Annotated in this window: 24 protein-coding genes; 10 read left to right on the top strand and 14 right to left on the bottom strand. The window is 66.6% G+C overall.

Features of this window, described 5'->3' with window-relative positions; genetic code table 11:
• Positions 1–5 precede the first annotated feature (5 nt).
• Genes BLR21_RS38370 through BLR21_RS42935 form a run of 5 tightly spaced genes read right to left on the bottom strand, consistent with a single transcriptional unit; the run spans position 6 to position 4,275 of the window.
• A complete protein-coding gene (locus tag BLR21_RS38370; RefSeq protein ID WP_090014738.1) occupies positions 6–782 on the bottom strand; it encodes a deazapurine DNA modification protein DpdA family protein in 777 nt (258 codons plus the stop codon).
• Positions 779–1,597: a VUT family protein gene (locus BLR21_RS38365; RefSeq protein WP_256335207.1), complete on the bottom strand. Its 819-nt coding sequence runs from the start codon at positions 1,595–1,597 to the stop codon at positions 779–781. The genes BLR21_RS38370 and BLR21_RS38365 overlap by 4 nt, the downstream gene beginning before the upstream one ends.
• A 59-nt stretch (positions 1,598–1,656) precedes the next feature.
• Positions 1,657–2,352, bottom strand: coding sequence for a recombinase family protein (locus BLR21_RS38360; RefSeq protein WP_090014663.1), 696 nt, complete (start codon positions 2,350–2,352; stop codon positions 1,657–1,659).
• Positions 2,349–3,299 carry a DNA methyltransferase gene (locus tag BLR21_RS38355; protein ID WP_176929987.1) on the bottom strand — a complete coding sequence of 317 codons (951 nt, stop codon included), beginning with the start codon at positions 3,297–3,299 and terminating at the stop codon, positions 2,349–2,351. The genes BLR21_RS38360 and BLR21_RS38355 overlap by 4 nt, the downstream gene beginning before the upstream one ends.
• On the bottom strand, positions 3,292–4,275 hold the full coding sequence (locus tag BLR21_RS42935; protein ID WP_176929986.1) for a hypothetical protein: 984 nt from the start codon (positions 4,273–4,275) through the stop codon (positions 3,292–3,294). Before BLR21_RS42935 ends, BLR21_RS38355 begins: the two co-directional genes overlap by 8 nt.
• A 456-nt stretch (positions 4,276–4,731) precedes the next feature.
• Between BLR21_RS42935 and BLR21_RS38350 the strand changes: the two genes are divergently transcribed.
• From BLR21_RS38350 to BLR21_RS38310, 9 genes are all read left to right on the top strand, one after another.
• Complete coding sequence (locus BLR21_RS38350; protein ID WP_256335206.1) at positions 4,732–5,757, top strand: hypothetical protein; 1,026 nt, start codon at positions 4,732–4,734, stop codon at positions 5,755–5,757.
• Positions 5,758–5,960: 203 nt separating this feature from the next.
• Entirely contained in the window at positions 5,961–6,251 is a 291-nt protein-coding gene (locus tag BLR21_RS38345; protein ID WP_338061090.1) for a hypothetical protein, read from the top strand.
• Between the two features lie 551 nt (positions 6,252–6,802).
• A complete protein-coding gene (locus tag BLR21_RS38340) occupies positions 6,803–8,230 on the top strand; it encodes a TrbL/VirB6 family protein (RefSeq protein WP_143028067.1) in 1,428 nt (475 codons plus the stop codon).
• Complete coding sequence (locus BLR21_RS38335) at positions 8,227–9,411, top strand: PrgI family protein (protein ID WP_090014656.1); 1,185 nt, start codon at positions 8,227–8,229, stop codon at positions 9,409–9,411. The genes BLR21_RS38340 and BLR21_RS38335 overlap by 4 nt, the downstream gene beginning before the upstream one ends.
• Complete coding sequence (locus tag BLR21_RS38330; protein WP_090014654.1) at positions 9,408–11,249, top strand: VirB4 family type IV secretion system protein; 1,842 nt, start codon at positions 9,408–9,410, stop codon at positions 11,247–11,249. The genes BLR21_RS38335 and BLR21_RS38330 overlap by 4 nt, the downstream gene beginning before the upstream one ends.
• A gap of 48 nt (positions 11,250–11,297) precedes the next feature.
• Positions 11,298–12,125, top strand: coding sequence for a GP88 family protein (locus BLR21_RS38325; protein ID WP_090014652.1), 828 nt, complete (start codon positions 11,298–11,300; stop codon positions 12,123–12,125).
• Between the two features lie 53 nt (positions 12,126–12,178).
• Complete coding sequence (locus BLR21_RS38320) at positions 12,179–14,710, top strand: DUF8128 domain-containing protein (RefSeq protein WP_090014651.1); 2,532 nt, start codon at positions 12,179–12,181, stop codon at positions 14,708–14,710.
• Between the two features lie 110 nt (positions 14,711–14,820).
• A complete protein-coding gene (locus BLR21_RS38315) occupies positions 14,821–15,867 on the top strand; it encodes a replication-relaxation family protein (protein ID WP_090014649.1) in 1,047 nt (348 codons plus the stop codon).
• A 110-nt stretch (positions 15,868–15,977) separates the two neighbouring features.
• Positions 15,978–16,916 carry a M23 family metallopeptidase gene (locus BLR21_RS38310; protein WP_090014647.1) on the top strand — a complete coding sequence of 313 codons (939 nt, stop codon included), beginning with the start codon at positions 15,978–15,980 and terminating at the stop codon, positions 16,914–16,916.
• Positions 16,917–16,985: 69 nt separating this feature from the next.
• Here the strand turns inward: BLR21_RS38310 and BLR21_RS38305 are convergent, their stop codons facing one another.
• The 4 genes from BLR21_RS38305 to BLR21_RS38290 form a co-directional block, all read right to left on the bottom strand.
• Complete coding sequence (locus BLR21_RS38305) at positions 16,986–17,258, bottom strand: hypothetical protein (protein WP_030480401.1); 273 nt, start codon at positions 17,256–17,258, stop codon at positions 16,986–16,988.
• 161 nt (positions 17,259–17,419) lie between these two features.
• Positions 17,420–18,073 (bottom strand): YgjP-like metallopeptidase domain-containing protein, encoded by a 654-nt coding sequence (locus BLR21_RS38300; protein WP_090014645.1) that lies wholly within the window; start codon positions 18,071–18,073, stop codon positions 17,420–17,422.
• Positions 18,074–18,217: 144 nt separating this feature from the next.
• Positions 18,218–19,096 (bottom strand): DNA-processing protein DprA, encoded by an 879-nt coding sequence (gene dprA / locus BLR21_RS38295; RefSeq protein WP_090014643.1) that lies wholly within the window; start codon positions 19,094–19,096, stop codon positions 18,218–18,220.
• A gap of 67 nt (positions 19,097–19,163) precedes the next feature.
• Entirely contained in the window at positions 19,164–19,964 is an 801-nt protein-coding gene (locus BLR21_RS38290) for a hypothetical protein (RefSeq protein WP_090014641.1), read from the bottom strand.
• A gap of 205 nt (positions 19,965–20,169) precedes the next feature.
• Here BLR21_RS38290 and BLR21_RS38285 point away from each other — a divergent pair, with 205 nt between their 5' ends.
• Positions 20,170–20,589 carry a hypothetical protein gene (locus BLR21_RS38285; RefSeq protein ID WP_143028066.1) on the top strand — a complete coding sequence of 140 codons (420 nt, stop codon included), beginning with the start codon at positions 20,170–20,172 and terminating at the stop codon, positions 20,587–20,589.
• On the opposite strand, the gene BLR21_RS38280 is transcribed toward BLR21_RS38285, so the two are convergent.
• From BLR21_RS38280 to BLR21_RS38255, 5 genes are all read right to left on the bottom strand, one after another.
• Positions 20,586–21,401: a hypothetical protein gene (locus BLR21_RS38280; RefSeq protein WP_090014638.1), complete on the bottom strand. Its 816-nt coding sequence runs from the start codon at positions 21,399–21,401 to the stop codon at positions 20,586–20,588. The two genes, BLR21_RS38285 and BLR21_RS38280, sit on opposite strands and share 4 nt — an antisense overlap.
• A gap of 329 nt (positions 21,402–21,730) precedes the next feature.
• Positions 21,731–22,159: a hypothetical protein gene (locus BLR21_RS38275; protein ID WP_090014636.1), complete on the bottom strand. Its 429-nt coding sequence runs from the start codon at positions 22,157–22,159 to the stop codon at positions 21,731–21,733.
• A gap of 117 nt (positions 22,160–22,276) precedes the next feature.
• Positions 22,277–23,149: a hypothetical protein gene (locus BLR21_RS38270; RefSeq protein WP_090014634.1), complete on the bottom strand. Its 873-nt coding sequence runs from the start codon at positions 23,147–23,149 to the stop codon at positions 22,277–22,279.
• A 546-nt stretch (positions 23,150–23,695) separates the two neighbouring features.
• On the bottom strand, positions 23,696–24,469 hold the full coding sequence (locus tag BLR21_RS38265) for a DUF7178 family protein (protein ID WP_090014632.1): 774 nt from the start codon (positions 24,467–24,469) through the stop codon (positions 23,696–23,698).
• Between the two features lie 357 nt (positions 24,470–24,826).
• Positions 24,827–25,216 (bottom strand): hypothetical protein, encoded by a 390-nt coding sequence (locus BLR21_RS38255; RefSeq protein ID WP_143028065.1) that lies wholly within the window; start codon positions 25,214–25,216, stop codon positions 24,827–24,829.
• Positions 25,217–26,735 lie beyond the last annotated feature (1,519 nt).

Here is a 26,735-nt window from a genome sequence, read left to right as displayed (position 1 = left end):
GCTGGTCATGCGGCGCTCGTCAGAGTGTCGCCAGCGGCTTCATCGTGAGGGCCGAGCATTGTCTGGACCCGTCGGTGCCAACCGAGCGCGAACGTCAGGCAGTTGGACTCGCTGCGATGGCTAGGTGTGCAGCCCGGCACGTATCGGCCGCGCATGCTCCACGACATGGAGTCGCTGCTTGCGATCTTATCTCCGTACCGTCGAAGCCCGAGCACCTTGGCACCGAAGGCATGCAGGCGATATCCGCGGGTCGCGAGGGACCGCACGATCCGCTCGACCTCAGCCGTGTGCTGGCGGCGGCATATGCTGCCGACGCCAATCAGGGACAGGGCGCCGAGGTCGACGCCGTGGCGCTCGTACCAGTCAGCGCACCTGTGGTAGTCCGCGACGCTATCGCCCTGAAGGACAGGAATGAACGGCAGTTCGGGAGCCAATTCCTTCAGGCGCAAGTAGTTCGCGACGGTCATGCGCTGGTGCATGCGCAGACTTGCGCCGGTACGTGCCAAGACATGCGGTTCAGTCATGCGGTCCATCGGCGCAGCGAATGTGAGCTGTCCGATCTCAGCGGCGTAGCGGCGCACCGCGGCTACATAGGTGCGCTCGTCGAACCGCCACCGGCCGTGCAGCGACAGCTCGGTGAAGCCGCCCGAGTCCAGCGCCCACGGGCCGCTCGCGCGTGGCAGGCTGCGCCTGCCGGCCAACCGTCGATGAGAGACCAGCAGCGGCACGCCGAGGTCGCGGCTCAACCACGCGGGCTGGTGCGTACCTAGGTAGAACCTCATCGAGGCACCGCCCAGAACGAGCTGCGCCGCACGCCCCACAGCACAGCCAGCGTGAGCAAGGTCGCAACGGCCTTGCCCACGACCTGCCCCGGCGCTGCGGCAAAGGAACCGAATGCGAGCGGCACGAACAGCAGGCTGTCCACGACCAGCCCTGCCAGGTTCGAAGCCAGGACCGCGCGTATCCGCGAGCTTGGGCGCAGCATGGCGTAGAGCGCCGAGTCGAGCGCCTCGGAGACCGCGAACGCCACCACGCTGGCGACCGCGATCTGCGGTGAGGCCAGGAGCCACGACAACCCTGCCCCTGCCGCAACCACAACGGTTACACCGGACGGGCCGAGCGTTTCGTGCAGCAGATCGCGCAGGGTGAAGGTCATGCCTGCCCAGAGTGTCCCGGCTGGAATGATCAGTGGTCCGAGGATGACGGCAGGCGAGCTTGTGGATGTGTAGTTCGCGAGTGCCACCGTGCCGACGTAAGCGGCCACGACTAGGAGTCGGCTCAGCATCACCGCTGCAGGGGACCGATCGCGCAAGCGCGATCTTCCTTGCAGCAGCAGGTGAGCGCGTGGAGCCGTCATGCCGCGTCCTCCTCGGTGACGGCCGCGCCAGAGCGGCACGCCCACGGCGAGCACCCGTCGGGATCCGCCTCTTTCCGCCGCATCAGCGACGACGAGATGCAGGCGCCGTCGCGACGTCTTACGCGGTTCGAGGTCGACTTCATCGAGCGGTGTACAGGAGCGGTGCAGGAAGTACTGGCCGCGCAACGGCTTACCGTGGTCATCGGTGTTGTCCGGCACGAGGTCATGCAGCGAGGTCATCGTGACCTCCCGCGGCCTTGCGCTGCGCGCGGCGGAAGGTGCGTTCGTCGACCAGCGGCTCATGCACCATCGGCCGTGACATCACCCAGTGCTCGATCGGCACTGGGCGGCCTGCGGCAGTGCGGGCCCAGGCCTGGCGACCGGAGTACTTGACGTTTGGTGACGATGCGTCGGACCGCTTGAGAGGTCCACTGCCTGGTCGACGCCGGGACCGGGTACTGCCGTGGGTCACTGTTGAGGCGCCTGGCGATGGCGGCGAACTTCAGACCGTGGTCGGCGCGCCAGCTGAAGATCTGCTTGACGACCGCGGCGGTCCGCCATTCCGGGACGAGAACCGCGCGCAGCTTGCTGTGCCCAGTTGGGTCGGTGACTCGGATGCGCAGGGCGCGGTAGCCGTAGGGCGGTGGTCCGATCTGGTAGCCGGCGCGGACGAGTTCGACCATGGCCTGGCGGGACCGGCGGGTGGTCTCGGCGTGGTGCGCGGCGAGCACAGCCCAGTGGATGCGGTTGCCGTGGGCATCACGCAGCTCGTCGGTACCGGGCGCGCCATCGTCCGTCGAGTCGTCAATGATCTCGGGCGCGTCGTCCGGCCGACCTGTCCACAGGGTTGTCCACAGTTGTGTCCACCATGGTCGGATGGTTTCGGCCACCGGTGCACCGACGCAATCGTGACGGGCCGCGGCGCGCAGCGCCGTGCGCTTGCGGCGGAAGGTGGGGTGCCAGCCGCACTCGCGGCAGTACAGGCGAGTGGTCATGCCGCTCGCCTCCAGCCGGGGTAGTCGACGCCGTTGACGGCGGGTCGGGTGGTGGTCTCGTTCGCCGCTGGCCACTGGCTATCGGCTGCCGCCGTGGCGAGTTCGGCGCCATGAGCAAGCTGGAACACGAGCACCTCGTGGTGCGCGCTGAGCGCGAGGGGCGCTCCGGTGGCTCGCGCTCGAGCGACGGCGCGCCGGTCGGCGAGCGAGGCGCGTGTGACGAGCCGGTTGCCGCGCAGTCCTGCGGTGAGCGCGATGCATCGGTCGACCGGGGCCAGTCCAGCGGAGGTGCCGGCCGCGATCAGCGGGGTGGTCAGATCGACCAGGGAGCCGTCCGGGTGTCGGTGGGGTCGGGCGACGACGATGAGGTGCCCGCCGGAACGCAGCAGCGGCTCGCAGTAGGCCAGCGTCGCAGCGAGTTCTTCGACGGCCGCGGTGGGTTCGCGGTCCGGGCCGGTCGCGTGCTCGCCGGAGTCGTCGGTCGCGGTGCGCACGGCGGTCAGGACAAGTCCGACTCGCCCGATGAGTCCGGCGGCGTGGATGGTCGCCAGCACCTTCGGATGGGCGTCAAGGACGGACCCGTCACGCCAGGCTCCAGCGGCCTTGGCGGCGGTGATGTTGGCTCGGGCGAGCTTCCACCACCGGGAGGTGGCGGTCAGGCCGAGCGCGTGGCGGCCAGACTGCAGCGCCGCCAGCAGGACGGTTCCCGCTCCGCAGTAGGGGTCCAGGACGAGGTCGCCGGGGCGGGTATAGGTGGCGATCGCGTGGGCGGCGATCGCGGGTGGCATCAGGTCGGTGTCGATGTCGGTGCCGCGCACACAGTCGGCGTCGCGCAGCTGTGTCGCGAGGTCACGCTGACCGGTTGGCCAGACGGACAGCGGCAGGTTCGGCGGCTCCTCCCCCGACGTCGAGCGGAACCGCAACGGCGACACGGGACGGTCAGGCATCGGAGGTCTCCCCGCCGTCGGCGGCATCGCACGGGGCGGCGTGGCGACTGAAGACAAGCAGGTCGTCGTGTACCTGGGTGTGCCGAATGGGGGCCGTCGGCGGGCTCGGCGAGGCCTGCGAGCGGTCGTGCACAACCGCGCTCGCGACGGCCAACGAGCCATCGCGCACGGGCAAACGCAACACGGCGATGCGGTCGGTGTAGCTGAGCCCGGCGTGACGTGCGGCGCGCACGAGTGGTCCGGCGGGGTCCTTGAGCAGACCAGCGGAGCGGTCACCCTGGGTGATGACTACGAGAGTGCCGGTAGGGGTGAGCAGACCGGCCCAGTCCGCTGGGCGGAGGTAGTCCAGAGTGCCCGGCTCGGCTGCGGTGATGATGAGGTCGAAGCGGTCCGACTGGTGTCCGGTCGCCTCCCGGTCCGAACCGTGGCGATGGTCGGACGGCGGTGTGGCGGAGTGGTCGGTGGACGGACTGACGGCGGGTAGTCGGGGTCCGGACTCCGACTCGGCCGGGGTATCGACGGGGGTGTCGTCGATGCGGTTCGGGTCTGTGACGGCAGCGTGAGTCTGCACGCTGCGGCCGAGTCGGACCACGGGCCAGCAGGCTTCGAGGAGACCGACGTAGGGACCGCGGCGAGACCGGTTGAGGACGCCGGTCGCCGACGCCGAGGCGGGCGGGCCGGAGAACGGTGCCGGGTCGAGCAGCAGCACACGGTGGCCGGGTTGACTGTAGGTGGTGACGATCTTGATGACCGCGGTCAGGAGCCACTGGGCGATCAGCCCGGTGCCTTCGCGCAACTCATCTTGAGCACACGGCCAGACGGTGCTCGGGCGGGGGCGGCGGAGGGCGACGTGCAGGCGCCGCCGGTGGACGGCTCGCCGCTTCCGCGGCAGCGCGATCGGCACGGTCGGCGTGTCGATCGAGTCCTGCGCTTGGGACTGATCTCTCGTGAAGTCGGCACCGTTTGTCGGGGGCATCGCAGGTCTCCTCTGACTGGTCGATGCTGCGTGTTCGGACACCCCTTAACTCCGTTTTTCGACCCGGTTTTGGACATGCCTGGCTCACTTCTTTGAGCTCTTTTTTTGCTCGTCTACCGCAAGCACGGACCGCCTGCACCTCGCAGCCACCAGCCTGCGCATGGCCATCTCATGTGCCCATTGCGGTCAGATCTTCTTCAAGATTTTTCCGGCAGCCCACAGTAGATCTTGGTCGGCGAGCACCCGCACCGCCGTCGACCTACTAGGCCGCTACTAGAACACTCGTATAACGACAGATCAGTGACTACTAGAACGCGACGACACTGCCGAACGGGACGATCGCTTGTGGATCTTGGCAAGCTGCCCGCGCGGACCGAAATAGTAGTGACATAGTAGCTCTTGGAGCCTTTTCTAGTTGGAACGTAGTAGTGGCGTGGTATTTCCGTGGTATCCGGTGTGGCTTCCTGGCCTTGTTGTTCCAATCAACGCTCCAGGAGACACGACATGGCAGCACAATCCGTTTTCCGCCACCGCAGCGATGACGCCGCCCCGAACTCGATGGATATTGCACGGGACACCTTTACCTGGCTGGTGGCCGGGCCACATCCGGTGTCGCTGAACGGAAGGCTCTTTCCGGGCCTGCCTGATCGGTACATCCCGCTGGACGAGGTGCGCGACCGGCTGCTGACACGCCGGTGTCCGCAGGAAACGCGGGACGCGGTGTGGGCGCATCTGGTACTGCGCTCCCGCACTGAAGGAGCGACCTGGACGGTCGCCGCAGTCGGGGTAGCACTGCCGGCGCTAACGTCCGTCGCGGCGATGCTGTCCGACCGCTTCGCCGGTGATCCAGCCGATGTACACGCGGAGGTTCTACGCGGCTTCCTTACCGCATTGTCGACGATCGATCTGCGCCCGCCGCGGATCATGCTCCGGCTGCGGTGGGCCGCGTATCGGTCCGGCTACAAGGCGCTCACGGAGGCGTTGTCGGGTCCGACTCCGGTCGCGCCCGGCTTCCGTTCGACACCGCCGCACGCGCCGTGGGGTCACCCGGATCTCGTCCTGGCTCGCGCAGTCGCGGACGGAGTCCTGACCCAGACCGAGGCCGCGTTGATCGGCGCGACGCGGCTGGACGAGGTGCCGGTCGCGGACTGGGCCGCGCAGCACCAGCTCAACGAGTGGGCGGTCTACAAGACGCGTAAACGCGCCGAGCTCCGGCTCGCGGCTTACCTGCGCGACTGCGCCATCGACAGCGATCTGACCGACCCGCTGACCGACCAAGTGGCGACCGCGGTGGCACTAGCGCGCCCGGTCACGCCTACCCGTGACGTGCCGCGATCGTCACTACGCGTATCCACCGGTGACGTCGAATTCGCAGAGAAAGTTCAGGGTCGCGTGTCCAAAACGGACGCGAAATCCGGAGTTCAGGGCTGCGGGACACACCCGCGTTCAACCCGACCTTCGGAGGTGTCCCCATGCGCCTGAACTCGCTCACGGCCAAGGTGGCCGACCGGCCACCCGCACGCCGAACCAACTGCCGCTCGATCTCGCCGACGATGGCCATCGCACCAGCCACAGTTACCGGGACCGAGTGCGCGTCGCTCGACAGCGATCCGATGTCTGACCATCGCTCTGACCGCGCACGCCGGCCCCGGCTTCTCCCGTTCGTTGGCCAGTTGCTGGTTCTCGTGTTCCTTCTGACGGCGTCCTCCGCGCAGGCAGAGACCGTCCACACGGTGGCACTGGTCGCGTCTGTGGACCAGGTGCTGACCAACATCCGCAACTGGATCATGGGCATCCTGGCGGCCCTCGCGACGGTCTTTCTGTCCATCGCGTTCGTTCGGCGGATGACCGGGGCCGGGGATCCGGGCGAGATCGAGAAGGCGAAGACGGCGTTCCGGTCGGCTTGCTGGGGCTACCTGGGCGCGCTGCTGACGCCGCTCGTCATCGAGGTCCTCAAAGGATTCGTGGAGGCCTAGCGATGACAGGCATCCACCGCACCATCCCCAGCGCCGAGCACACCCTGTCGGGAACGAGCCCCGTGTCGCGGGCTGCATCGGCCGTGGCGGCGCGGTCCGGTCGTCGTCGGCAGCGTGCGGTGTGGATGCTGCTTGCCGGATTGCTGGTCGTCCTTGGCTGCGCGTTCTCGCTGACCGCGTCGGCACAACCGACCACTCCGAGCGCGCCGACGCCGTCGGCGCTGGTCGACCCGTGCTCAGGTCCCCAGCCTCCCGCGCCATGTCGGCCGAGCACACCAACTCCGACCACGTCTCCGGTATGCCCACCGCCGCAGTCCGGCCATCCAGTCCCGCCTGGTTGTCTGCTGCAACCGACCACCTCGCCGTCGACGTTGCCAACGGCACCTCTCCCGACTGTTCCTTCGATCGGATCGTCCGGTGGAGAGTGTGGTTTCACCAACCCGACGGCATGCGTCGGCGAGGGCATCAACGCGTTCATCAACCGCCTCGTAGGCGAGTCGCTCAACATGCTGTTGCGCTTCGTCGGCAGCACGTTGCTGTCCACACCGACGTTGGACCAGCTACCGCGGATCGGCGAGATCTGGGAGCAGTCCCGGCTGTTCATGGTGGCTGTCTACTCGCTGCTCGTCCTCGTCGCCGGAATCGTCGTGATGAGTCACGGGAGCGTGCAGTCCCACTACTCGGTCCGGGAGATCGCTCCCCGCATCGTCATCGGATTTCTGGCCGCGAACCTGAGCTTGTTCCTCGGCGACCAGGCCATCCGCTTCGCCAACGCCGCCTCGGTCGCAGTCCTCGGCGACAGCCTCGACCCGCAGACCTCCGGCCAAGCGATCAGCGAGCTGTTCGTCGCCATGGTGGCGCGATCTCTGCTCGACGGCGGGATGTTTGCCGGGTTCCTGTCGCTGGTGCTGACCATCCTGCTGGTCGGGCTGCTCATCGGCTACGTCGTGCGGGTCGCGCTCACGGTGCTTCTGCTCGCCGGCGCACCCCTTGCGCTGATGTGTCATGGTCTGCCGCAGACCGAAGGCGTTGCGCAGTGGTTCTGGCGTGCCGGTGCGGGCGTGCTCGGCATCCAGATTGGACAGAGCCTGGCGCTGATCTGTGCCCTGAAGGTCTTCCTGCAGCCTGGCGGTTTCACGTTCTTCGGCATGCCCAGTCCGAGCGGGTTCATCAATCTCATCGTTCTGATCGCCCTGGTGTGGATTCTGGTGAAGATCCCGACCTGGGTTATGCACCAAGTCCGGATCGGTGGCGGGCGGCGATCGTTCCTGGGCGGTCTGGCGTCTGCGTTCGTCTTCGGCAAGACCATGGGCCTGCTCGGTGGACACCGGCTCGCCACGCGGACCGCTGTGGCAACCGCATCTGGTGGCGCTGGTGGCCGGTCAGCGTCCGAGCCGCGGTGGCCCGCGCCGATCCGGGAGTGGGGCGGCGTCGGAGGCATCTACACCCCCGAGGCGATCGCAAGGCGCCTCCAGCAACAGCGGGCACGCGAGCTTGCACAGCACCACACCGTGTCCGGCCAGCAGCACTTGCGCTTCCAGCAGGCCGCGCCACAGACCCCCACTCACGACATCGCGAGCTGGAACCCGTCGAGCAGCACGGTGGAACCAGAGTTCCGCCCGCCAACTCCTGTGTCCGGCCGGGCCGAACCGCTGGCGCGACCGATAGGCCGTCCCAGCGTGCCTGCGTTCCGGTCTGCCAAGCGGGCGGCCGGCTCCGCCGCTACTCCACCGCCCCGGCTACGCACCGCGGCCGTGCCTGCCGAGTTGCAGTTCCGTCCAGCCGCCCCCACGCCACAGGTGGCGCCAATGCGGGCCACCGGTGCGCCCGCGCCGACAGTGTTCCGGCAAGCCGTTCCCGATCTCGGCGGCCACGGTCGACGAGCTCGGTCCCACACCCCAGCACCCGTGCAGTTCCAGGCGTCCTCGCGGCCGCCCGCACCAGGTAACGACAAATCCGAAAGGGGTGAGCGGCCATGAGCCAACCTGTCCGGATTCCCGCCGACGTCGATCGTGAGGACCGCGTGCTGTGCAACCTCACGGCGCGCCAGGTGGCCATCCTCGCTGTCGTCGGGCTGGTGCTCTACGGCGTCTACCTTGCTACGCGGTCATTCGTTCCGCTGCCAGTGTTTCTAGCCATCGCGATCCCGGTTGGCGCATCGGCCGCAGTGCTCGCCCTCGGGCAGCGTGACGGGCTGTCGCTGGACCAGCTGGCCCTCGCGGCGCTGCGCCAGCAGCTGAGCCCGAAGCACCGGGTGGCCGCGCCGGAAGGGATCCAGCCCGCCCCGGAGTGGCTCACCACCCACGCTGTCAACAGCACGGATCGTGGCAGCCTGGGTGCTGCGGCATCGGTCTCGCCGACCGCGTTGCGACTGCCGGCCGAGGCAATCAGCGCGACGGGCGTCATCGACCTCGGCAAGGACGGCGTTGCCGTAGTCGCCGTCTGCTCGACGGTCAACTTCGGGCTGCGCACGCCCACCGAGCAAGAGAGTCTCGTGGCCTCGTTCGGCCGGTACCTGCACAGCCTCACCGCCCCGGTACAGGTGCTGGTGCGGACCGAACGACTCGACCTGTCCGGGCAGATCGCCGAACTCCGCGAGCAGGCCGGCTGCCTGCCACACCCGGCGCTCGAGGCGGCGGCGTGCGAGCACGCCGACTACCTCGATCAGCTCCGCCGGGCGACCGATCTACTGCGCCGCCAGGTGCTGCTCATCCTCCGCGAACCGCTGCACGGCACCACGCCGACCGACGGGCTCGGCGGCGCCTCGCCGCTGTCCGCCTTCACCTCGCGGCGTAAAGCCGCCAGACAAGCGGGTCCGGTCGACGACGCCGCGCGGCGCGCTGCCGAAGCACGGCTGGTGCGACGGCTCGGGGAAGCAGTCGAGTTGCTGTCCCCGACCGGGATCACCGTGACGCCGCTGGATGCCGGGCAGGCCACCGCAGTGCTGGCTGCCGCCTGCAACCCCGACTCACTGATCCCGCCGTCCAGGGCGCTGGCCGCATCGGACGAAGTCATCACGACTGCACCCGAGGAGAACTGGAACCCCAGCGCGTTCGGCCGCCAGGTCCCCGTCGACACAGAGCAGTTCCCGGACGAAGCAGATGACGAGTGGGACGACGCGAACGACCGCGACGACTTCGAGAGGAGGTACGGCCGATGAGGTCCAAGTCCACGCGCCGCGCGCGTCGCTCGCCTGCCGGACCGGTGCCCGGACGAGCTGGAGCGTTCACTCCGGACGCCATCTCGATCCGTCCTCGATCACTGGAGGTCGGGGGTGACTGGGTCGCCTCGTTCGCGATTACCGGCTACCCCCGCGAGGTGCATCCGGGGTGGCTCCAGCCCCTGCTCACCTACCCAGGCCGGGTCGACGTGTCGCTACACGTCGAGCCGATCGACCCGGTCACGGCAGCGAGCCGCCTGAAGAAGCAACTGTCCAAACTGGAGTCCGGACGGCGCCACACAAGTGACAAAGGCCGGCTGTTCGACCCACAAGTCGAAGCCGCTACCGAGGATGCCTACGACCTGTCCGCTCGGGTCGCCCGTGGCGAGGGCAAGCTCTACCGGTTCGGGCTCTATCTCACGGTGCACGCTCCGACCGAAGAGGCTCTTGGTGACGAGGTCGCGGCGGTCCGGGCGCTGGCAGCGTCGCTGCTGCTGGACGCCAAACCGACCACGTACCGCAGCCTGCAGGGCTGGATCACCACCCTGCCGATGGGCCTGGATCTGGTCGGGATGCGCCGCACCTTCGACACTTCGGCGTTGAGCGCGGCGTTCCCGTTCACCTCGCCGGATTTGCCACCACCGGACCCGACTTCAGTCGGCGCCCCCAGCGGGGTGCTCTACGGCTTCAACGTCGGTTCCCAAGGGCTCGTGCACCACGACCGGTTCGCCTTGGACAACCACAACTCGGTGATCCTCGGCCGCTCCGGGGCGGGCAAGTCGTACTTGGTCAAGCTCGAGCTGCTGCGGTCGCTGTACCGCGGAATCGAGATCCACGTCATCGACCCGGAAGACGAGTACGCCCGTCTCGCCAACGCGGTCGGCGGCACCTACGTCCACCTCGGCGCCGAACACGTCCGGCTCAATCCGATGGACCTGCCGATCCACACCCGCCCGGACGGTCGTCGCACCGCGCCCCGTGACGTCCTCATCCGCCGATCGCTGTTCCTGCACACCGTCATCTCTGTGTTGCTGGGCAGCGAGCTCGCCGCGGCTGAACGCGCCGCGCTGGACCGGGCCATCACCGCGACCTACCAGAAGGTCGGCATTACCTCCGACCCACGCACGTGGACCCGCCCGGCGCCGCTGCTCGCCGACCTAGCCGAGATCCTTGCCGAGACCGGGGATGCGGCTGGCGTCGAGCTGGCGGCCCGGCTGCACCCGTATGTCACCGGCGCGTTCTCCAGCCTGTTCTCGGGACCGACCTCGACGCATCCCGAGGGACACCTGGTGGTGTTCTCGCTGAGGGACCTCGCCGACGAGCTCAAGCCCATCGGCACCCTGCTCACGCTGGATGCGGTGTGGCGGCAGGTCAGCAATCCCGCCATCCGTCGACCACGTCTCGTCGTGGTCGACGAAGCGTGGCTGCTCATGAAGGAGCCCGCCGGAGCCGAGTTCCTGTTCCGCATGGCCAAGGCCTCGAGGAAGCACTGGGCCGGCCTCACTGTCGCCACGCAGGACACCGCCGACGTGCTGGGCTCGGATCTCGGCAAAGCCGTGGTGGCCAACGCCGCTACGCAGATTCTGCTACGGCAAGCCTCGCAAGCGATCGACGAGATCACCCGCACCTTCGACCTGTCCATGGGCGAGAGGCAGTTCCTGCTCTCCGCCGACCGCGGTCAGGGGCTTTTGTCGACCGGAACCCAGCGTGTGGGCTTCCAGGCCATCGCATCCCCCGCCGAGCACTACCTGGTGACGTCTAGTCCCTCAGAAATCGTCGAGTATTCCAACGAATCGTCAGAAATCTCGAACGCCTTCGTCGAACTCGACGCCGCCTGACAGCACCGCGCCAAGCCGCATCCACCGAATCGCACCCAGGGGACACCCATGTCTGCACCACTGCCCATTCCTGCAACGGTTCGCCGCCCGAACCGGCTTCTCACACAGAACCGCCAGATGCGCCAGATCGGCGTGTGGAACTGGTCGTTGCCCGCCTGGGCTGGGCGCCTGCCGGACGGCCGCAGCTACAACACCTGTCCGAGCGCGGGAGTCTGCGCGCAGGCGTGCTACGCCCGCCACGGCACCTACACATGGCCGGTCGTGCGCGCCAAACACCACTCGAACCTCGCCTTCGTCCTCGATGATCTGGCTGGCTGGGAGACCGCCATGGTCGCTGAACTGGGCGCAGCGAAGTTCCGCAACGCCTGGATCAGGATCCACGACGCAGGCGACTTCTTCAGCGACGCCTATCTCGCGGCGTGGATGCGCATCTGCCGAGCTCGGTCGGACACCAACTTCTACACCTACAGCAAGGAGATCGAGAGGTTTCGCAGGCTCGTCGAGCCGAATCCACCGCCGAACTTCCTGTGGGTCTTTTCATATGGCGGGACACAGGATGCTGCCCTGAATCCGGCTGCCGATCGCCTGGCGGATGTGTTCCCGAACGAGGCCGCGATCGCGGCGGCTGGATGGGCCTCCCAGGAGGCCAGCGATCTGCTCGCGGTGCTCGGACCACGGCTGGTGGGTGTTCCGGCCAACCGCATTCCCTCGTACCTCAAGCGGTTGGCGGGGCGCCGGTTCTCCGAATGGCAGGCCGAGATCGACGCCGAGCGCAACGCACGCCGGGATCGTCGGCACCTGCGCCTCGCCGTCGGCAACACGCGCCCCGACTCGCAAGGCACCGCAGTCCAGGTCGACCAGTCGCACGCCGCCTGACGGGTCGCCGCGTCAGGCCATCCATTGTCGCTTATTCCATGGGGAGGTCCCCGATGTCTTGGATAATCACCGCAACATCCCTCGCCTTTTCGCGTGGAGCGCAGCCGTTGAGGGCTCACGCCTCGCCGGTGACCGACTACCTACGCGACCCGCTCGGCGCCTTCCAGCACGTGCTGACCTCCCTGCGCGACCTCGCCCTCCTGTGGGGTCCGATCGCCGGGCCAGTGCTCACAATCGCAGCGACCGCCGCGGTGATCGCGCGGTCGCGGTGGCGCCGCCGCTACCACGAGCGCCTGATCACCGACGCCCGACTGATCAGTGTGCTGGCACCGCCGACAGTCGACCCGACGGGCGCGATCACCGTGTGGTCCAACCTGATCGGCCTGTTGCGACCCGGCTGGTTGCGTCGGTTCGGCGGTCAACCGCACTTGGCGTTCGAGCTGACATTCACCGGTGACGGCGTGCAAATCCGGTTCTGGGTACCCGGCCTCGTGCCACCCGGCATGGTCGAACGCGCCATCGAGGCCGCCTGGCCCGGCGCACACACCCGCACCACCCCCGCCAAGCCCCCGATCCCGACCACCGCGCCTGCGGGCCGACGGATCGAAGCCGTCGGAGGCGAGCTACGCCTGGCATTACCCGAGGCGCTGCCCATCCGCACCGAGCACCTGGCCGACCCGATCCGCGCTCTGCTCGGCGCACCGGTCGGGCTCGGCCCGCACGAGCGGGCCTGCGTGCAGATCCTCGCCCGCCCCGTCGCCGGCCACCGGGTGACCAAAGCCCGCCGGACCGCCCGTCGCGTACACAGCGGTAGCTCGGTCCACCTGCTCGGCCGACTGCTCGACGTCATCACACCCGGCAAGACGCCGAAGCCATCGACCGGCACGCGGACAACAGGGCTGGATCGGCAGACCAGCCTGGCCTACTCAGCCCAGGACCGCGCCATCGTCGAGAAGCTGAGGGAAAACCAGTTCGAGACCCGCATCCGCTACGCCGTGGCCACCACCGTCTCCGACAACGCGGCCCCCGGCGAAGTCCGCGCAGTGCGGGAAGTGTTGCGGGGCCGAGGACACGCGATCGCATCGGCCTTCGCCGCCTACTCCGAGCACAACCGCTACCGGCGGGCCCGGCTCCGCCACCCAATCCCTGCGCTGGCCGACCGACGGCTGGGCAAAGGCGACCTGCTGTCCATACCGGAGCTCGCCGCGGTCGCGCACCTGCCGATCGACGACTCCACGCCCGGCCTGCAGCGAGCCGGAGCCAAGGCTGTGCCACCCCCACCAGGCATCGCCACGACCGGAGACCGGATCAAGCCCATCGGGCTCTCCGACTCCGGCCACGCCCGCCCGGTCGGCCTCCACATCGGCGATGCCCGCCACCACATGCACATCCTCGGCGCCACCGGCTCCGGCAAATCCGAGCTGATGGCGCGGATGATCCTGGCTGACGCCGAGGCCGGGCGTGGCGTGGTTGTCGTTGACCCGAAGGGCGACCTCGTCTCGGACATCCTGATGCGTCTGCCCGAGGAACTCGGCGAGAAGGTCGTGCTGTTCGACGCCGATTCCCGAGCCCGTCCGCCGGTACTCAATCCGTTGGAGGGTGCGGACAAAGCCCGCGCGGTCGACAATCTCGTCAGCATCTTCTCCCGGATCTACGCTTCCTCGTGGGGGCCGCGCACCGACGACATCCTGCGCGCCAGCCTGCTCACCCTGACCGCGATGTCCGGCACCCCGACTCTGGTCGACCTGCCCAAGCTGCTGACCGTGCCCGCGTACCGGGCTCGGGCCTGTGACCAGATCGACGACGAGGTGCTCAAGGGCTTCTGGTCCTGGTACGACGACCTGTCCGAAGCCAGCCGCGCACAGGTGATCGCGCCGCTGATGAACAAGGTCCGCGGCTTCCTGTTGCGGCCCTTCGTCCGCGCCGCCATCGCAGGCGGCGAATCCACAGTGGACATGGACGAGGTGCTCAACACCGGCGGCATCTGCCTGGTGCGCATCGCCCGCGACGCGCTGGGCATGGAAACCGCGCGCCTGGTCGGCTCGATCGTTGTGGCACGCACCTGGCAGGCCGCCACCCGCCGCGCCCGCGTCCCACAGCGGAAGCGTCGCGACTGCAGCCTGTACATCGACGAGTGCCACAACTTCCTGAACTTGGCCTACCCGATGGAGGACATGCTGGCCGAGGCTCGCGGCTACCGGCTCTCGATGACCCTGGCCCACCAATACCTCGGTCAACTACCGAAAGAACTGGAAGAGGGCATCAGCACCAACGCCCGAACGAAGATCTTCTTCAACGCCTCGCCCGAAGACGCCAGACGGCTCGCGCGGCACACCCTGCCGCGGCTGTCCGATCACGACCTGTCCAACCTCGGCGTCTACCACGTCGCCGCCCGCCTCGTCCTGGGCGGCGAGGAAGCGCCGCCGTTCACCGCGGTCACCGAAAAACTCCCGCCCGCGATTCCCGGACGCGCCAAGGCCATCCGCAAAGCCGCCAAGGTCAATACTCGCCCACCCATCGCGGACCCGACCACCGTCGCTGACCGGTCCGGCCAGTCATCTGCAGATCCGAGGCGGGCGGCCTGATCGATCGAATCCCTTCCTCCGCAACAGATGCGGGCTTCGCGGGTCGCGTGCTGGCTCCCGTTAGCCACCTGTGCTGGCCTGATTCGCTCCGCAATTGGAGGTGCCTGCCCATGATCTCGAATCCCACGCCTCAGCGGGAGCTGCGCGGTCACATGCCTCAGCGCCCGACTCCGAGGGCCGCGACCACCGGCGAGCACCACGCCCAGCTCGCTGGACGACTCACCGTCCGAGACCGATGGCTGGCCCGGATGCTGCACGAGCACAAGGTCTTCACTACATCACAGATCGTCGAGCTCTGCTATCCGACCATGCGCGCGGCCAACCACCGCCTGCTCGATCTCTTCAAGTGGCGGGTTGTCGACCGCTTCCAGCCGTTCGTCAGCTCCGGCACCGCACCTATGCACTACGTGCTCGATGTCGCCGGAGCAGTCGCCCTGGCGTATGAGGAAGGCCTGGATCCCAGGCGACTCGGCTACCGCCACGAAGACGCCATCGGCATCGCCCATTCTCTGCGCCTGGCACACACCGTGGGTGTCAACGGGTTCTTCACCGCTCTCGTGGCACTCAGCCGTCAGGCCGACGCCTGCGGGCGGCTGACCGCGTGGTGGTCCGAACTGCGCTGTGGTCGGCTCTTCGGTGATATGGTCCGCCCTGACGCCTACGGCCGCTGGCACGAAGACAGCCACCAGATCGAGTTCTTCCTCGAGTTCGACTTCGGCACCGAGGATCTCGGCCGACTTGCCAGCAAGCTCTACGGCTACGAAAAGCTCGCCAATGCAACAGGAATCACCACGCCCGTCCTCGTGTGGCTGCCAAGCAACCGCCGAGAAACCGGTGCACGCCGAGCGCTCGCTGGCGCTCTGGCCCAGTTGGACCGTCCAGCGCTCGTGCCGGTCGCGACGAGTGCCGCAGACCTCACCAGCGTCGCGCACGCGGGCAGTCCCGCCGTTCGCCGGTGGCTGCCAGTCGTCGATAGGCCGGCCCACGCACCCGGCCGACTACGGCTCGCCGAGCTGGTCCAAGTCTGGCCGCAGCTGGAAACGCTCGCCACGCAGTTCTCGCCGTTACCGCAAGCGCCGCAGTCACCGGCGACCGAGCTAACCGCGCCAAAGCCGCTTCCTCCGACGCCCTCGAACACCTGGCAAGGCCGCCGCTGAGGCGACTCCGTCTCCGCTCACCTTCCGCGCTGCATCGACGGTGCCGGCGCGCCCGCTCTCCTCACCTCGGTGAGCACCCCTTGCTGTCTGTCCACACGGGGAGGTCGATCATGTCCACGAAGAAGATCACCATCGTCGCCGCGGTCGCGTTCCTGCTGCCTGTCGTGCTCGTCGCTGCTGTGGTCGGCGGCATCGCAGGCTTGTTCGGCGACAGCAGCCGCACGGACTGCGCCGCGGTCGGCTCCACAACAACCGGTGTCGCCGGCTACGACCCCGATCAGATGGCAAACGCCGCCACGATCGTTGCAGTCGGCAAGCAGATGATCGTCCCAACCCGAGGCTGGGTGATCGCCATCGCCACCGCGATGCAGGAATCCGGGCTACGCAACCTCGACTACGGCGACCGCGACAGCCTCGGGCTCTTCCAGCAACGTCCGTCTCAGGGATGGGGCACCCCCGCTCAGATCATGAACCCCACCTATAGCGCCACCCAGTTCTACCAGCATCTGCTCGCGGTGCCTGGATGGCAGGCGATGAGCCTGACCAACGCCGCGCAAACCGTGCAACGCTCCGGTTTCCCCGACGCCTACGCCCGGCACGAGCACGCCGCACGGATCATCGTCGCTGCCGTCCACAACGCCACCTGCTCCGCCACTGCTGGAGAATGGACCGTTCCCGCACTGGGGCGTTGCAGCTCCGGATTCGGGCCGCGAGAAGGAGGGTTCCACCACGGGCTGGACATCGCCGCACCCCTCGGCACCGCCATCGTCGCAGCCGGCGACGGCCTGGTGATCGACGCCGGACCCGCCAGCGGATACGGCCTCTGGATCCGTATCCAGCACCGCGGCGGAACCATCACCACCTACGGCCACAACAACCGCAACCTCGTCCACAAAGGACAAGCAGTGGCTGCGGGCCAACCTATCGCCGAAGTCGGCAACCGAGGTCAATCAACCGGACCTCACCTGCACTTCCAGATCGAAGTCGGCGGCGAAGCCATTGACCCCGTCACCTTCTACCGCCAGAACGGCATCGAGCTCTGCAGCTGAGCCAACCGAACCGCTGCTCGCAGTTGTCAGCTTGCCAAGAGATTCGACCGGCTACGACGGCACCCAGGATTAGTCGCTGTCCTCGCCTTCGAGGAGTTTGTACACGTTGCTGCGCTGCATGCCGACTTCCTTGGAGATCCTCAAACGGGGTACTCCGGCAGCGTCCGCGGCGAGCACCGCCGTACGGCGCTTCTTGCGAGCCTCGCGCTGCTTCGCGAGCAACCCGTTGATCTTCTCTTCGAGTTCCGCCTGCCGAGTTCGGGCAGCTTCGAGTTCCTTCTTGATCCCCTCGACCTCAGCTCTGCTGGCCCGAAGTTGAAGGACTTCCTCGGGGTCGCTCATCAGGTAGCCTCTCTTGCCGGGCGCAGTGTCGTACGCGACGACACATCGTGGTCTGCGTACGTCTATCACACATGTCTATCACTCCGTCTGTTAGGACATGGCGAGGGCGACGTCGGATCAGGCTGACGTCGCCCTCGCCAGTGCTGCGACTGGCTTGATTCTCACTGAGCGGCTGGCTGACGACCGGCGTGCTCCTGGTGGTCCCCGAGCCAGCAGTGACGGCCTACTTCGGCGAGTTCGGTCTGGCGCTGCCGCCACTCGGGCATCCACAGGTTCATGCGCCGTTGCCACGCGGATCCGTGAGAACGACCGCCTGGCCTCGTCGCGTGGGCCTGCTCGTGCACGAGCACGTACTCGACCAGGTGCACGGGCAGGCCGAAGACCGCCCAGTGCAGAGCGGTGATGTGCTGGGGCATGCGACGGTAGAGCCCCCAGTGACGCCTGCCGAGATCTCGTACCTCGTAGCGCAGGCCCTCGATCCGGCCGTCCAGCTCGTAGGGGCGTCCTTCGCGCTTCACCCAGGCGAGTCCGACCTCCCGGTACCAGTCGATGATCGCCCTGCGGACTTGGCCCGGTGGCTCTGCACGCACGTAGAGGATCCGGTCCGCCGTTGCTGCGGGCAGCTGCCCGGTGTCCGCGGGCGGGGCGGCGACGAGCTGGAGCCGGTAGCGCCGGCCGAGCAGGTCGAACTCGGCGCCGTCGACCAGTGCTTTGACCGGGTAGTCGGGTGCCAGTCGTGCGGCTGTATCGACCTTGTCGGTGATCCAGCGGCGCCGGCTGCGGACGAAGCGAACGACCTGGTCCGGGTCTGCCATGGGCGGAAATCAGGACGGTGACGGCGCCGCCAGGCTTGACCTCGATACCGACGCTGCGACGCCGCGGACGGATCGCTACGTCGACCTGCCATTCGTCCGGGAGCTGCAGACCGGCCAGGCCAGCCTGGTAGCGGTCTGGGCCGTTCATCGCAGTCCCTCCCGATAGGCGATGTGCTCGACGGAAGTGGCTACCGTGGCGGCGCCGGCGCGCAGCAGCTCGTGGACGCCCCTCGAGGTGACGGAGTGGATCGGACCGGGCACGCCGTAGATCCGACGGCCGAGCTCTCCAGCGGCGCGGGCAACGGCAAGTGCGCCGCTGCGCTGCCCGGCTTCGACGATCACGGTCGCCGCGCTGAGCGCAGCCAGCAACCGGCATCGCGCGTGGAACCGGGTGCGAGTCGGCGGTGTGCCGATGGAGTACTCGCTGACGAGCAATCCGCCCTGGTCGATCACCGTTTGGTAGAGCCGGGCGTGCTGGTGCGGATAAGTCCGGTCGACACCGTTCGCGAGCACGACGATCGTCCTGCCCTCGGCCGCCAGCACGCCACGGTGTGCCGCCTCGTCCACCCCGAGGCCGCCGCCGCTGACGACTGTCACTTTGGCGCGAGCGAGTTCGTAGCTGATGTCTCCGGCCACGGTGTTTCCGTACGCCGAGGACGCACGGGCGCCCGTGACCGTGACCGCGGGACTGGTGAGCTCTGCCAACGAACCGCTGCCGCGCACCCACAGCGCGAGCGGAGCTCCGTGACGGGCCAGGCTGGTTAGTCGGCCGAACGGCCACTCGTCGTCTTCGGGCGTGAGCAAGCGCGCCGTGCCGTCGTCGAGGACGCGCAGGTCGTCGGCGATCGGGGCTTCGGGCCGGATGATCTCGCTGACGACGGCGGCGGGAGCGGTGCCGTGCCGGATCTGTGCGACGGCTTCGACTGGTCCGTGGACGGCGACGTACTGGTGGATGGCAGGTGCTGGTGGTTCGGCTGCGCGCAGCAGGAACAGCCTGGCGTGCAGTTCATCGCGTGAAGGCATGGTCAAACTCCTGGATGGATCGGTTTGGCGGTTCGGAAGTGGTTCCGCGCCTGCGGCGCTGGTCCGGCTAGGGCTCGGTGCGGTCGTGCAGCGGGATGGGCAGGCTGTGACCGATCAGCTCGTGCCAACGGGAATCGCTGGTGTGGAGGTGAGCGCCGGAGGCCATGAACCACTTGCCGGGCGGGGCGTCGGCGGGGCGTGCGACGTAGCGGCCGTGCTCGAACAGTAGGTAGACGCCCGGCGCGTTGTCGGAGGGTTCGAAGATCTGGGCGAACGCGGGTAGCGTCCGCTCCTTCCCGACGCCAATGATCGTCACGTGGCGGACGCGGGAGGACAGTCCCTTATTCGGGCTGTGGAACGGGCCGGTCAGGATCTGTGCGCGCAGTCCTTTCCGGACGATCGGCACGTCGATGACGCCGTCCCCGAGTTCGGGAATCTGGTCGAGTTCCGTGATACCCCAGGGTGTTTCAGTGTAGGCAGCGAGAAGCCGGTAGGCCGGAACGTAGTCGGCGCCATGGCGCACACTGGCTTTGGCGTCGGCGGGCAGCCGGGTGAGTACCTTTTCGCGCATACGGCTTGTCCATGCGTGCGCCTCGCTGGCATGCCAGCCGATCGTGCCGCTGGTCTGGTACTCGTAGCAGTCCAGTAGGCGCAGTACTGCGACTGGATGCAGCGCGCGGTCTGTCACCGTCGCGACGTAGTCCGGCGGCCGACCGTCCTTCTCCTCCACGTCGCGATGGGGTCGATGCTGCTGAAGCAGCATCTCGCCGACCGGGGTGGGATCGTCGAAAACGCCGATCAAGCCGAATTGCAGTCCGGCGTTGACGAGTCCGTCGATGTGCGCAGGGTGCAGGTCGAACCGAGTCATGGCGGTATCCCTTCAAGAGAAGCGGAATTTCGGTAAGTCGTTCAGGCCGCGTTGCTGCGACCACGGCTTTCGATAAGTGCTTGCTGCGCAACGGCGATGGCCCTCCGACGATCTCCACGTTCTTCCTCACCGCGATGCCGACGAGCCAACTGACTTCGGTCAGCGCGTTGAGCGTCGCGGGTTGACGGAGCGGCCAGGAGTGACGGTGTCGCCCGATGGCGTGTTCGACGGCGTTGGTGATCGTGTCGCCGTTGGTCTGCGTGCTCGCGTGCTGGTAAAGCGGCCAGGACCAGACGCAGTCGCGGCCGTCGCAATAGATGCGGACGTGTCCGTCGTCGTTTTTCTGGAGTACCAAGGGAAGGCGGTGCCGTTCGGGTTCCGGTTGTCGGGGCGTGTTGCCTGGCAACGTAAGGCGCGAGCCATCCTGAAAACCCACTTCGACCCCGCGTTCGGCAAGGTGCTGCACGATGTGGCTGACCAGGTCTTGCGCGTTGACCTTGCCGACGGCCGAACCGGGCCGGGCGGAATCTTCGAGGTAGTTGCAAACCAGGTCTTCCAGCGTTTCGACCAAAATCATCGGTTGAAGCCCTTTCGTGAGAGCGGGTTGCCTGACGGGAGCGATTAGCCCCAGTTGCTGTGTTCGCGGTTCCACTTGGCTTCGACCTTGGGCGCCAGCTCGGCGCGCAGGTCGTCCACGGTCCGGCTGTGTTTGGCTGCGAGCGCGGCAAGGATGAGCTGCGCGTCCTCGTGGTACTCGGCGATGGTGTTGCGGTGAAATGCCACGTTGCGCTTCGTAAGGAACCGGGCGTAGCACAGCGCATCGGTGTAGGAGCGCCGCGCGGTGAACTCGGTCTCGATCTGCCCGTATTGCTTGGTATGCAGAGGTGTTCCGTCCGGGGTGGTGATCGCTTTTGCGGCTTTGGCCTTAGCGCGTGCGGCTTTCTCCGCTTCCCGCGCGAGTTGCTCGGGCGTCTTGATCCGGCTGGGCCGGTTGCGGACATCGACCGGTGCACTGGGGTAGCACTCAGTGCACGCGGCCTTGCCGGCCTGCTCGACGATCTCGGTTTCATCGTGGCCGGAGAACTGAGTGAGCCAAGCGAACCGCGTGGACGGGAAGCAGGTGCGGCAGGCAGTGGTGCGGTGCACGTGGCCACCGGTGTTGAGGACCAGCCAGGCTCGAGTCCAGCCGCCCCGGCGTTCGAACTCTGCTTCAAGAGGTCGCTCCGCTGCCTCGCACTCGGCGATGGTCTGGCGGGCCTGTTCGATCCGAGGCCGCAACTCGGTTGCGTACTCGGCCATGCCGTCGTTCACCAGGCGCTGTGCGCGGGTAGTGAGCCTGCTGAGGGTGTCGTTGGCCTTGGCGTGCTCGATGTCGAGCCTGTTGAGCTCTTCGTCGATCTCGGACGGGGTTGCGGTCGTGGGGTCGTTGATGGGCATGGTGTTTACCTCGGAACGGGTTCAGGCCAGGCTGCGTCGGCCAGGCGTGGGCATGGGAAGGCGTTGCCGGCGCCATGCGCTGATGGCGGGGGCAAGTTCACTGGTGATGGCACGGTCGAGGTCGCGGATGTCGATCGTGGCCAGCCGTCGCGGCTGGCGTCGGTCCACAGGTCGAGCACCTTGGTGAGGCTCTCGGCCAGCAGCGCGATCAAGGCGGTCGGTGGGTAGTCGTCGGCGATCGCGGCCAGTAAGCCAGCCACCTCGAGTTGGCGGACCGAATCAAGGGACGTCGACCGTCGCGGTGGGCGAGATGGGACCGGGTGATGTGGTTAGGCCAGCAGCCATCGGCGAGACGCAGGCGACTCCTGGCACGGGTCGAGATGGCGCGGATCGGCGCCATCGCGGGCGCGATGGGTGACCACGAACCACCAGCGCAGCAACGCGCGAACCGCGCGGACTCGGCTCGAGGCGTTCGGCAGGAAGTAGACGAGTCCACCTCCGTCGAGGAGGTGCGCACGGTCGCGGTAGGCGGTGGGTGACCATCTGCCGCGCGTCCGGACGAGGCCACCGACGACGCTGACCGGCTGCTGAATGCCATAACACTCTGCGGCGCGTTCGTCGATCGTGACGATGTGGACGGTGTTGCCACCGGTCGCGTCCACGATCTGAGTCAGGGTCGCCACGCCGTCGCGGGAGTCTCGTCCGTTGACCGGCAATGTCACGACAGTGGTGGTGTGGGTGTGCGTGGTGTCGGTCATGGGACGACGTCTCCTTCGGGACGTGATGAACGCGTCGGTGGATTCGGCGGGTGTCGGCTAGCGCGCAGCCGACACCCGCCGTTGGACCTCGTGGGGGGCGGATCCGGTGATCACCTGTCAGCGGTACTGACCGGTGATCTGGACGAGGTGGGCCATGTCGACCACAGGGCCGGCCCAGTAGCGGACGTGGGCCGGTTCGTTGCCGATTCCCCAGACGTAGAGCCGGAAATCGGCGTCGCTCGGGCAGATCCAGACGGACGTGTTGCCGGTGCCGGTGGGCGTGCGGATGCCGAATTCGTCGCATCGGTCAACGTAGATCGCGGACCACGGACCGGCCTGGAGGTGTGCGAACACACGGCCATACGGGGCGTCGAACGACACGGTGTGCGCTTCCTGCCGGGCAGAGACCCACTCGGCCAGCGCCGAAGCGGACAACGATCGAGAGGAGGTGATGACGGCGCGCATGGCGTCGACGCTGGTGAGCCGGCCGTGGTCGCTGCTGTCCCCGTACGCCAAGGCGGTCGGTCCGGTGAACCACAACGTGATCCACTGCGGGCCCCGGTGCCAGCCGCGGGCGTAGCCCCGACGGTCGCCCGTCTCGGTGATCGGAATCGGCGGCAACGTGCCGTCCAGGCCCCGGTCGGGGCGCGGCGTCCACTTGTGCGCGCGGAGATCATCGTCAACGGTCGGGTACAGCATGTCCGTCGTGCGTGCGCTCGCGTAGCCGTGTGCCGAACTGCTCATGGCCTCCGCCAAGCCGTTCATCCGGCCGGTGACATTGCGCAAACCCTGTACCGACATGGGTTTCGAGCTCAGGGCGTCGTCGGCCAGGTCGGCAATCTGGCACCGGAGGTTCGCCGCGCGCTTGGCCAACTCGGCGAGGCTGGCAGCCTGCACCCGGTTGATCGCTTCGAAGGAATCGGCGCGTGCGCGTTCCCGTTCGAGCTCCGCGCGCAGCGTGTCGACGGTGGTCGAGTGGTCGTCGGTCATGGCTGTACTCGCTTTCGTCGGGCGGGTGATGAATTCCGGAGGTGTTGACGAGGTCAGTCACTGTTCGGCGAGCACACGGTCGAGCTCGTGAAGGAAGTAGCCGACGTCGGTGTTCGGGCGTATGGCGTCGAGTCAATGAGGACGAGGTCTCCCGGTCGAATTACGGTCATTCGGCCACGACTGGTTTGCGTTTTGCTCACTTCTCAGGTCCTCATTTCGCGAGCCTGTGGGTAGGTCGCTGATCGCGCGACACCAATGAGCCGGTTGCGACTGGTCACCAGTCTCCGAAGGTGCAGACTGACCCACATTTACCGGTAGCATGTGGTCCGCCAGGTGCGAAATGCGTGCGGCGCGCGAGTCGGTCTTGCTGTTCGTCTCGCGCGCGGTCTTTCCTGCCGCGCGTTCCTGCCCATTCGACAGGCTGGGCACCGGCGAGAAGCTGATCACAGCGGGGGCATCCGGGCGTCTTTCGCCCGAAGACAGGTCCGCCGCACGTGTGTTTCACAACGGTTTCCATGAATGCGCCTTTCGCAGCGAGACCAGCCATTAGGCAGCCGCCTGGTAGCCGGTGCCGGGGCATGTCGCCAGCTCGGGAAAGTGGTTGGTTCGGAAGGCTTGCCAGGCTTGTTCCGAATTTGCGCGCGCCCGGTTGCGGCCCTTGTCAAGGCGGTTGGGGCCGCGCTGCTGTTCGGCTTGCTGGTTCAGTCGTTGGCGGACAAGCCACGTCACCGCCTGTACCTGATGTGCCAAAACCCGGTCACCAGAGATCGCGGAGATCATTTCCGCAGCACGGTGGTACTGACTCACCACATAGTCGTAGTGCCGGCGACTGATCGAACCGTCTTGGCGCTTGAACCCTTTCAGGGGTGCCGAGCCGTACTCGTCCGAACTGAGTGCGCAACCGTGCGCGACCGACAGCGCGTGCCGATCGATGACAACGCGCGGGTCTCCGGGGTCTTTGTCTCCGCCGTGTTCAATCAGGTGCGCGAAATCGCGGATCTTCGGACCGGCGAGAATGTCTTCGTATCGTTCGCCGGACAGCAACCGAGTGGCCGCGTGTTTTTGCGACGTGGACGCGAATACGCCGGATCCCGGTCCGCCGATCCCCTGCCCGTCGCGGAGCACGCGAGCGGCATTGAGAATGTTTCCGATCCATCCCTGTTGTGGCGAGTAGATCGCGAGCATTCCGGCGCCGAGATGGGCGTTACCGTTGGCGATGACGATTGCCACGTGGTGTGCGTCGATATACCAACGCATGCCTTGGGCCATTTCTTCGGGCGTGGCCTGTTCCCAGTGCCACACGATGTTTTCGTGGCTCACAGGGTGAGCCTGGAACCATGGGTGATCACTGGGGATGAGCATTGCTATCAGGTCCTTACGTGTGATTCACGCTCACCGGCGAGTCGTCCCACAAGCGGAACCACTCCGCTACGGCGGTACGTTCGCCTGCCGTTCGTACGTATTTGTCGAGCGCGAGTAATTCGCGCCGAATCTCTCCGGCGTCTAGACTCTGCAATTCGCACGAGATCTCGTCTCGGGCGCGGTCAAGGTCAACCGCCCCAGATGAGGCCAGGGAATACAGCGCAGATGACATACCGCCATGCCAATCGGACGCGATACGTCGCGCTAGGCCGTCGCTGATCATTACGATGATTTCGCTCATGATTCCCCTTCTATTCACGCGGGAACCGCGACCGGAACGGATACCATCGCGGAAAAGTCGAAAATCGCGACCTGTGCCGTTGCTCGCGCGAGCATCATTGCTTCGGACAAGTCGACAGTGACGATCGAAACGTCTAGATAGACACGGCCGGTGTCAGGGTCACACCAACCCCCGAGAACGCGACCGGGCAACGTGAGAGCATCTTTTGCACGCGCGATGTATTCGTGAAGGTCATTACTGGTGACGCGACCGTCGAAAACGTGTTCGTGTTCCGGGTGTACGGCTACGGCGTAGCCGGCACACACGTCGGAACCGTCGCTAGGGTCGACAGAAAACCCGCCGTCCGGAACGGACAGAGCGTCCGCCATGGCGCTAATCCGGGCGGACCAATCGATCAGAGTCATAGTCATGGCGGTACTCCGTTTCGTGTACAAAAAGTGGTTGACAGACAATGATTCAGGCCAGTTGTGGGCTGGTACCGAAACGCGCAACCCTCACCGTCGTGAGACTCCGCAAAGGGGACACATCCTGTATCCGGGCAATACGGCACTGCTCACGTGGTGCGGGTTGCGCGTCGCGATAGCACATTCCCTGAACCTTTTGATCCCTGTTGGAATAAGCCGTTATGTCTAGTGCGCAATGCAGGGAACCATGCCCGTAAGGGTTTAGCGTGCTATGGGCAGGCGAGAGCGATGCTCTCCAGCCAGAGAAAACCCAATGTCGGCAACCGCCTAATACAACCCCGAACGCCCAGGCACTGCGACGTTTGTCGGTGCTAGACCACCATTGACTTATCTTGGGGACACACCTATGGCAGGCGTGCCATTTATGCGCGCTACTCCGCTCTATAGCAAGAGCTTTACGTAGTGAAGCTGCAAGCGCAGTTACTACGCATTCCAGATTAGAAATGCGCGTTTGGCTACGCGTCGTTCTTCACGCTGCTCTGCACGGATTCGCTGCTGTCCGCGCGGCCCAAGCCGCTGCCCGCGCTATGCGGGGCTTATTGTTGTTGCCATCAGGAAAGACACCGTGGAGATCGACTCGCAGGGCGCCGTGCCCTGGTCCTCGTCGCCACCCCGGTAACTGTCCTGTCGACATGTCTATTAGACACCCAAGTAGGACACTATGCAAGAGGGACACTCCTTGTCGTGACATTGCCGTGACCTGATCTTGGATCTGTGCAGCTCAACCGACATGCGCGTACGAGGGCTACGCCTTGGGCCCCTGCGGAAAAACGGCATAGGACGTCAACAACCGGCACGACGGAGCCCAGCGACACGACCACCGACCGGGCAGCTCGTTCGATCCAAGAGTCTTTCGGATTTCAGTTGGCAGAATTGCCCATATCTGGAATTGCGCGGAATTCGATAGGCTCGAATCTCGGTCAACACAATTCATCCGTGAAACCTCAAAAATGAGGGCGGTTGAGGAACATTGAAATCGCACTTGTCAATACGCTCACGCAATTGAAACCAGATTGAAGCTCGACGGCATTTCGGACGTAGTTGATCATGGGGAGAGGCCGGAGCGTGAGCGAGCCGAACGAGCGAAGAGAGGCGTGCGAGCAAGGCTCGGCAGGGGCGGAAAGTGGGGTACGAGGAAGATGGTGACCATCGCAGCCAAGGCGACCACGGAGTCAAGAGAGACGGCAGGCGACCACCCACCCAATCGACTGTTCATGTGCCTGCCGGCGACCGAGTCGGGCGTTGCACCGGTAGGGGTATCAGACCTGTTGAGCAGGCACTTCTCCAGCTCAAGGGGCTACCGCTCTAACAGGCAGTTAGATCGGACCGTATATCGGTAGCTCGACAGGACGCTCCGTGAGACATGTAGGGTCTCACCGCTGATGGCACATTCTCAATGATCTTGGCACCTGGATGACACTTGTGCCATCGGTATGAGACTTGCCGCTGGCCGTCATCG

The organism is Lentzea albidocapillata subsp. violacea, assembly GCF_900100275.1.
Classification (GTDB): domain Bacteria; phylum Actinomycetota; class Actinomycetes; order Mycobacteriales; family Pseudonocardiaceae; genus Lentzea; species Lentzea violacea.
The sequence above is the reverse complement of the archived record's forward strand: the minus strand, read 5'-3'. Positions and strand labels throughout refer to the sequence as shown.

What these genes read in the sequence shown, in the direction of transcription:
- BLR21_RS38370 (WP_090014738.1), bottom strand. Translation starts at nt 782, where the DNA reads ATGAGGTTCTACCTAGGTACGCACCAGCCCGCGTGGTTGAGCCGCGAC.
- BLR21_RS38365 (WP_256335207.1), bottom strand. Translation starts at nt 1,597, where the DNA reads ATGACCTCGCTGCATGACCTCGTGCCGGACAACACCGATGACCACGGT.
- BLR21_RS38360 (WP_090014663.1), bottom strand. Translation starts at nt 2,352, where the DNA reads ATGACCACTCGCCTGTACTGCCGCGAGTGCGGCTGGCACCCCACCTTC.
- BLR21_RS38355 (WP_176929987.1), bottom strand. Translation starts at nt 3,299, where the DNA reads ATGCCTGACCGTCCCGTGTCGCCGTTGCGGTTCCGCTCGACGTCGGGG.
- BLR21_RS42935 (WP_176929986.1), bottom strand. Translation starts at nt 4,275, where the DNA reads ATGCCCCCGACAAACGGTGCCGACTTCACGAGAGATCAGTCCCAAGCG.
- BLR21_RS38335 (WP_090014656.1), top strand. Translation starts at nt 8,227, where the DNA reads ATGAGCCAACCTGTCCGGATTCCCGCCGACGTCGATCGTGAGGACCGC.
- BLR21_RS38330 (WP_090014654.1), top strand. Translation starts at nt 9,408, where the DNA reads ATGAGGTCCAAGTCCACGCGCCGCGCGCGTCGCTCGCCTGCCGGACCG.
- BLR21_RS38325 (WP_090014652.1), top strand. Translation starts at nt 11,298, where the DNA reads ATGTCTGCACCACTGCCCATTCCTGCAACGGTTCGCCGCCCGAACCGG.
- BLR21_RS38320 (WP_090014651.1), top strand. Translation starts at nt 12,179, where the DNA reads ATGTCTTGGATAATCACCGCAACATCCCTCGCCTTTTCGCGTGGAGCG.
- BLR21_RS38315 (WP_090014649.1), top strand. Translation starts at nt 14,821, where the DNA reads ATGATCTCGAATCCCACGCCTCAGCGGGAGCTGCGCGGTCACATGCCT.
- BLR21_RS38310 (WP_090014647.1), top strand. Translation starts at nt 15,978, where the DNA reads ATGTCCACGAAGAAGATCACCATCGTCGCCGCGGTCGCGTTCCTGCTG.
- BLR21_RS38305 (WP_030480401.1), bottom strand. Translation starts at nt 17,258, where the DNA reads ATGAGCGACCCCGAGGAAGTCCTTCAACTTCGGGCCAGCAGAGCTGAG.
- BLR21_RS38300 (WP_090014645.1), bottom strand. Translation starts at nt 18,073, where the DNA reads ATGGCAGACCCGGACCAGGTCGTTCGCTTCGTCCGCAGCCGGCGCCGC.
- dprA (WP_090014643.1), bottom strand. Translation starts at nt 19,096, where the DNA reads ATGCCTTCACGCGATGAACTGCACGCCAGGCTGTTCCTGCTGCGCGCA.
- BLR21_RS38290 (WP_090014641.1), bottom strand. Translation starts at nt 19,964, where the DNA reads ATGACTCGGTTCGACCTGCACCCTGCGCACATCGACGGACTCGTCAAC.
- BLR21_RS38280 (WP_090014638.1), bottom strand. Translation starts at nt 21,401, where the DNA reads ATGCCCATCAACGACCCCACGACCGCAACCCCGTCCGAGATCGACGAA.
- BLR21_RS38275 (WP_090014636.1), bottom strand. Translation starts at nt 22,159, where the DNA reads ATGACCGACACCACGCACACCCACACCACCACTGTCGTGACATTGCCG.
- BLR21_RS38270 (WP_090014634.1), bottom strand. Translation starts at nt 23,149, where the DNA reads ATGACCGACGACCACTCGACCACCGTCGACACGCTGCGCGCGGAGCTC.
- BLR21_RS38255 (WP_143028065.1), bottom strand. Translation starts at nt 25,216, where the DNA reads ATGACTCTGATCGATTGGTCCGCCCGGATTAGCGCCATGGCGGACGCT.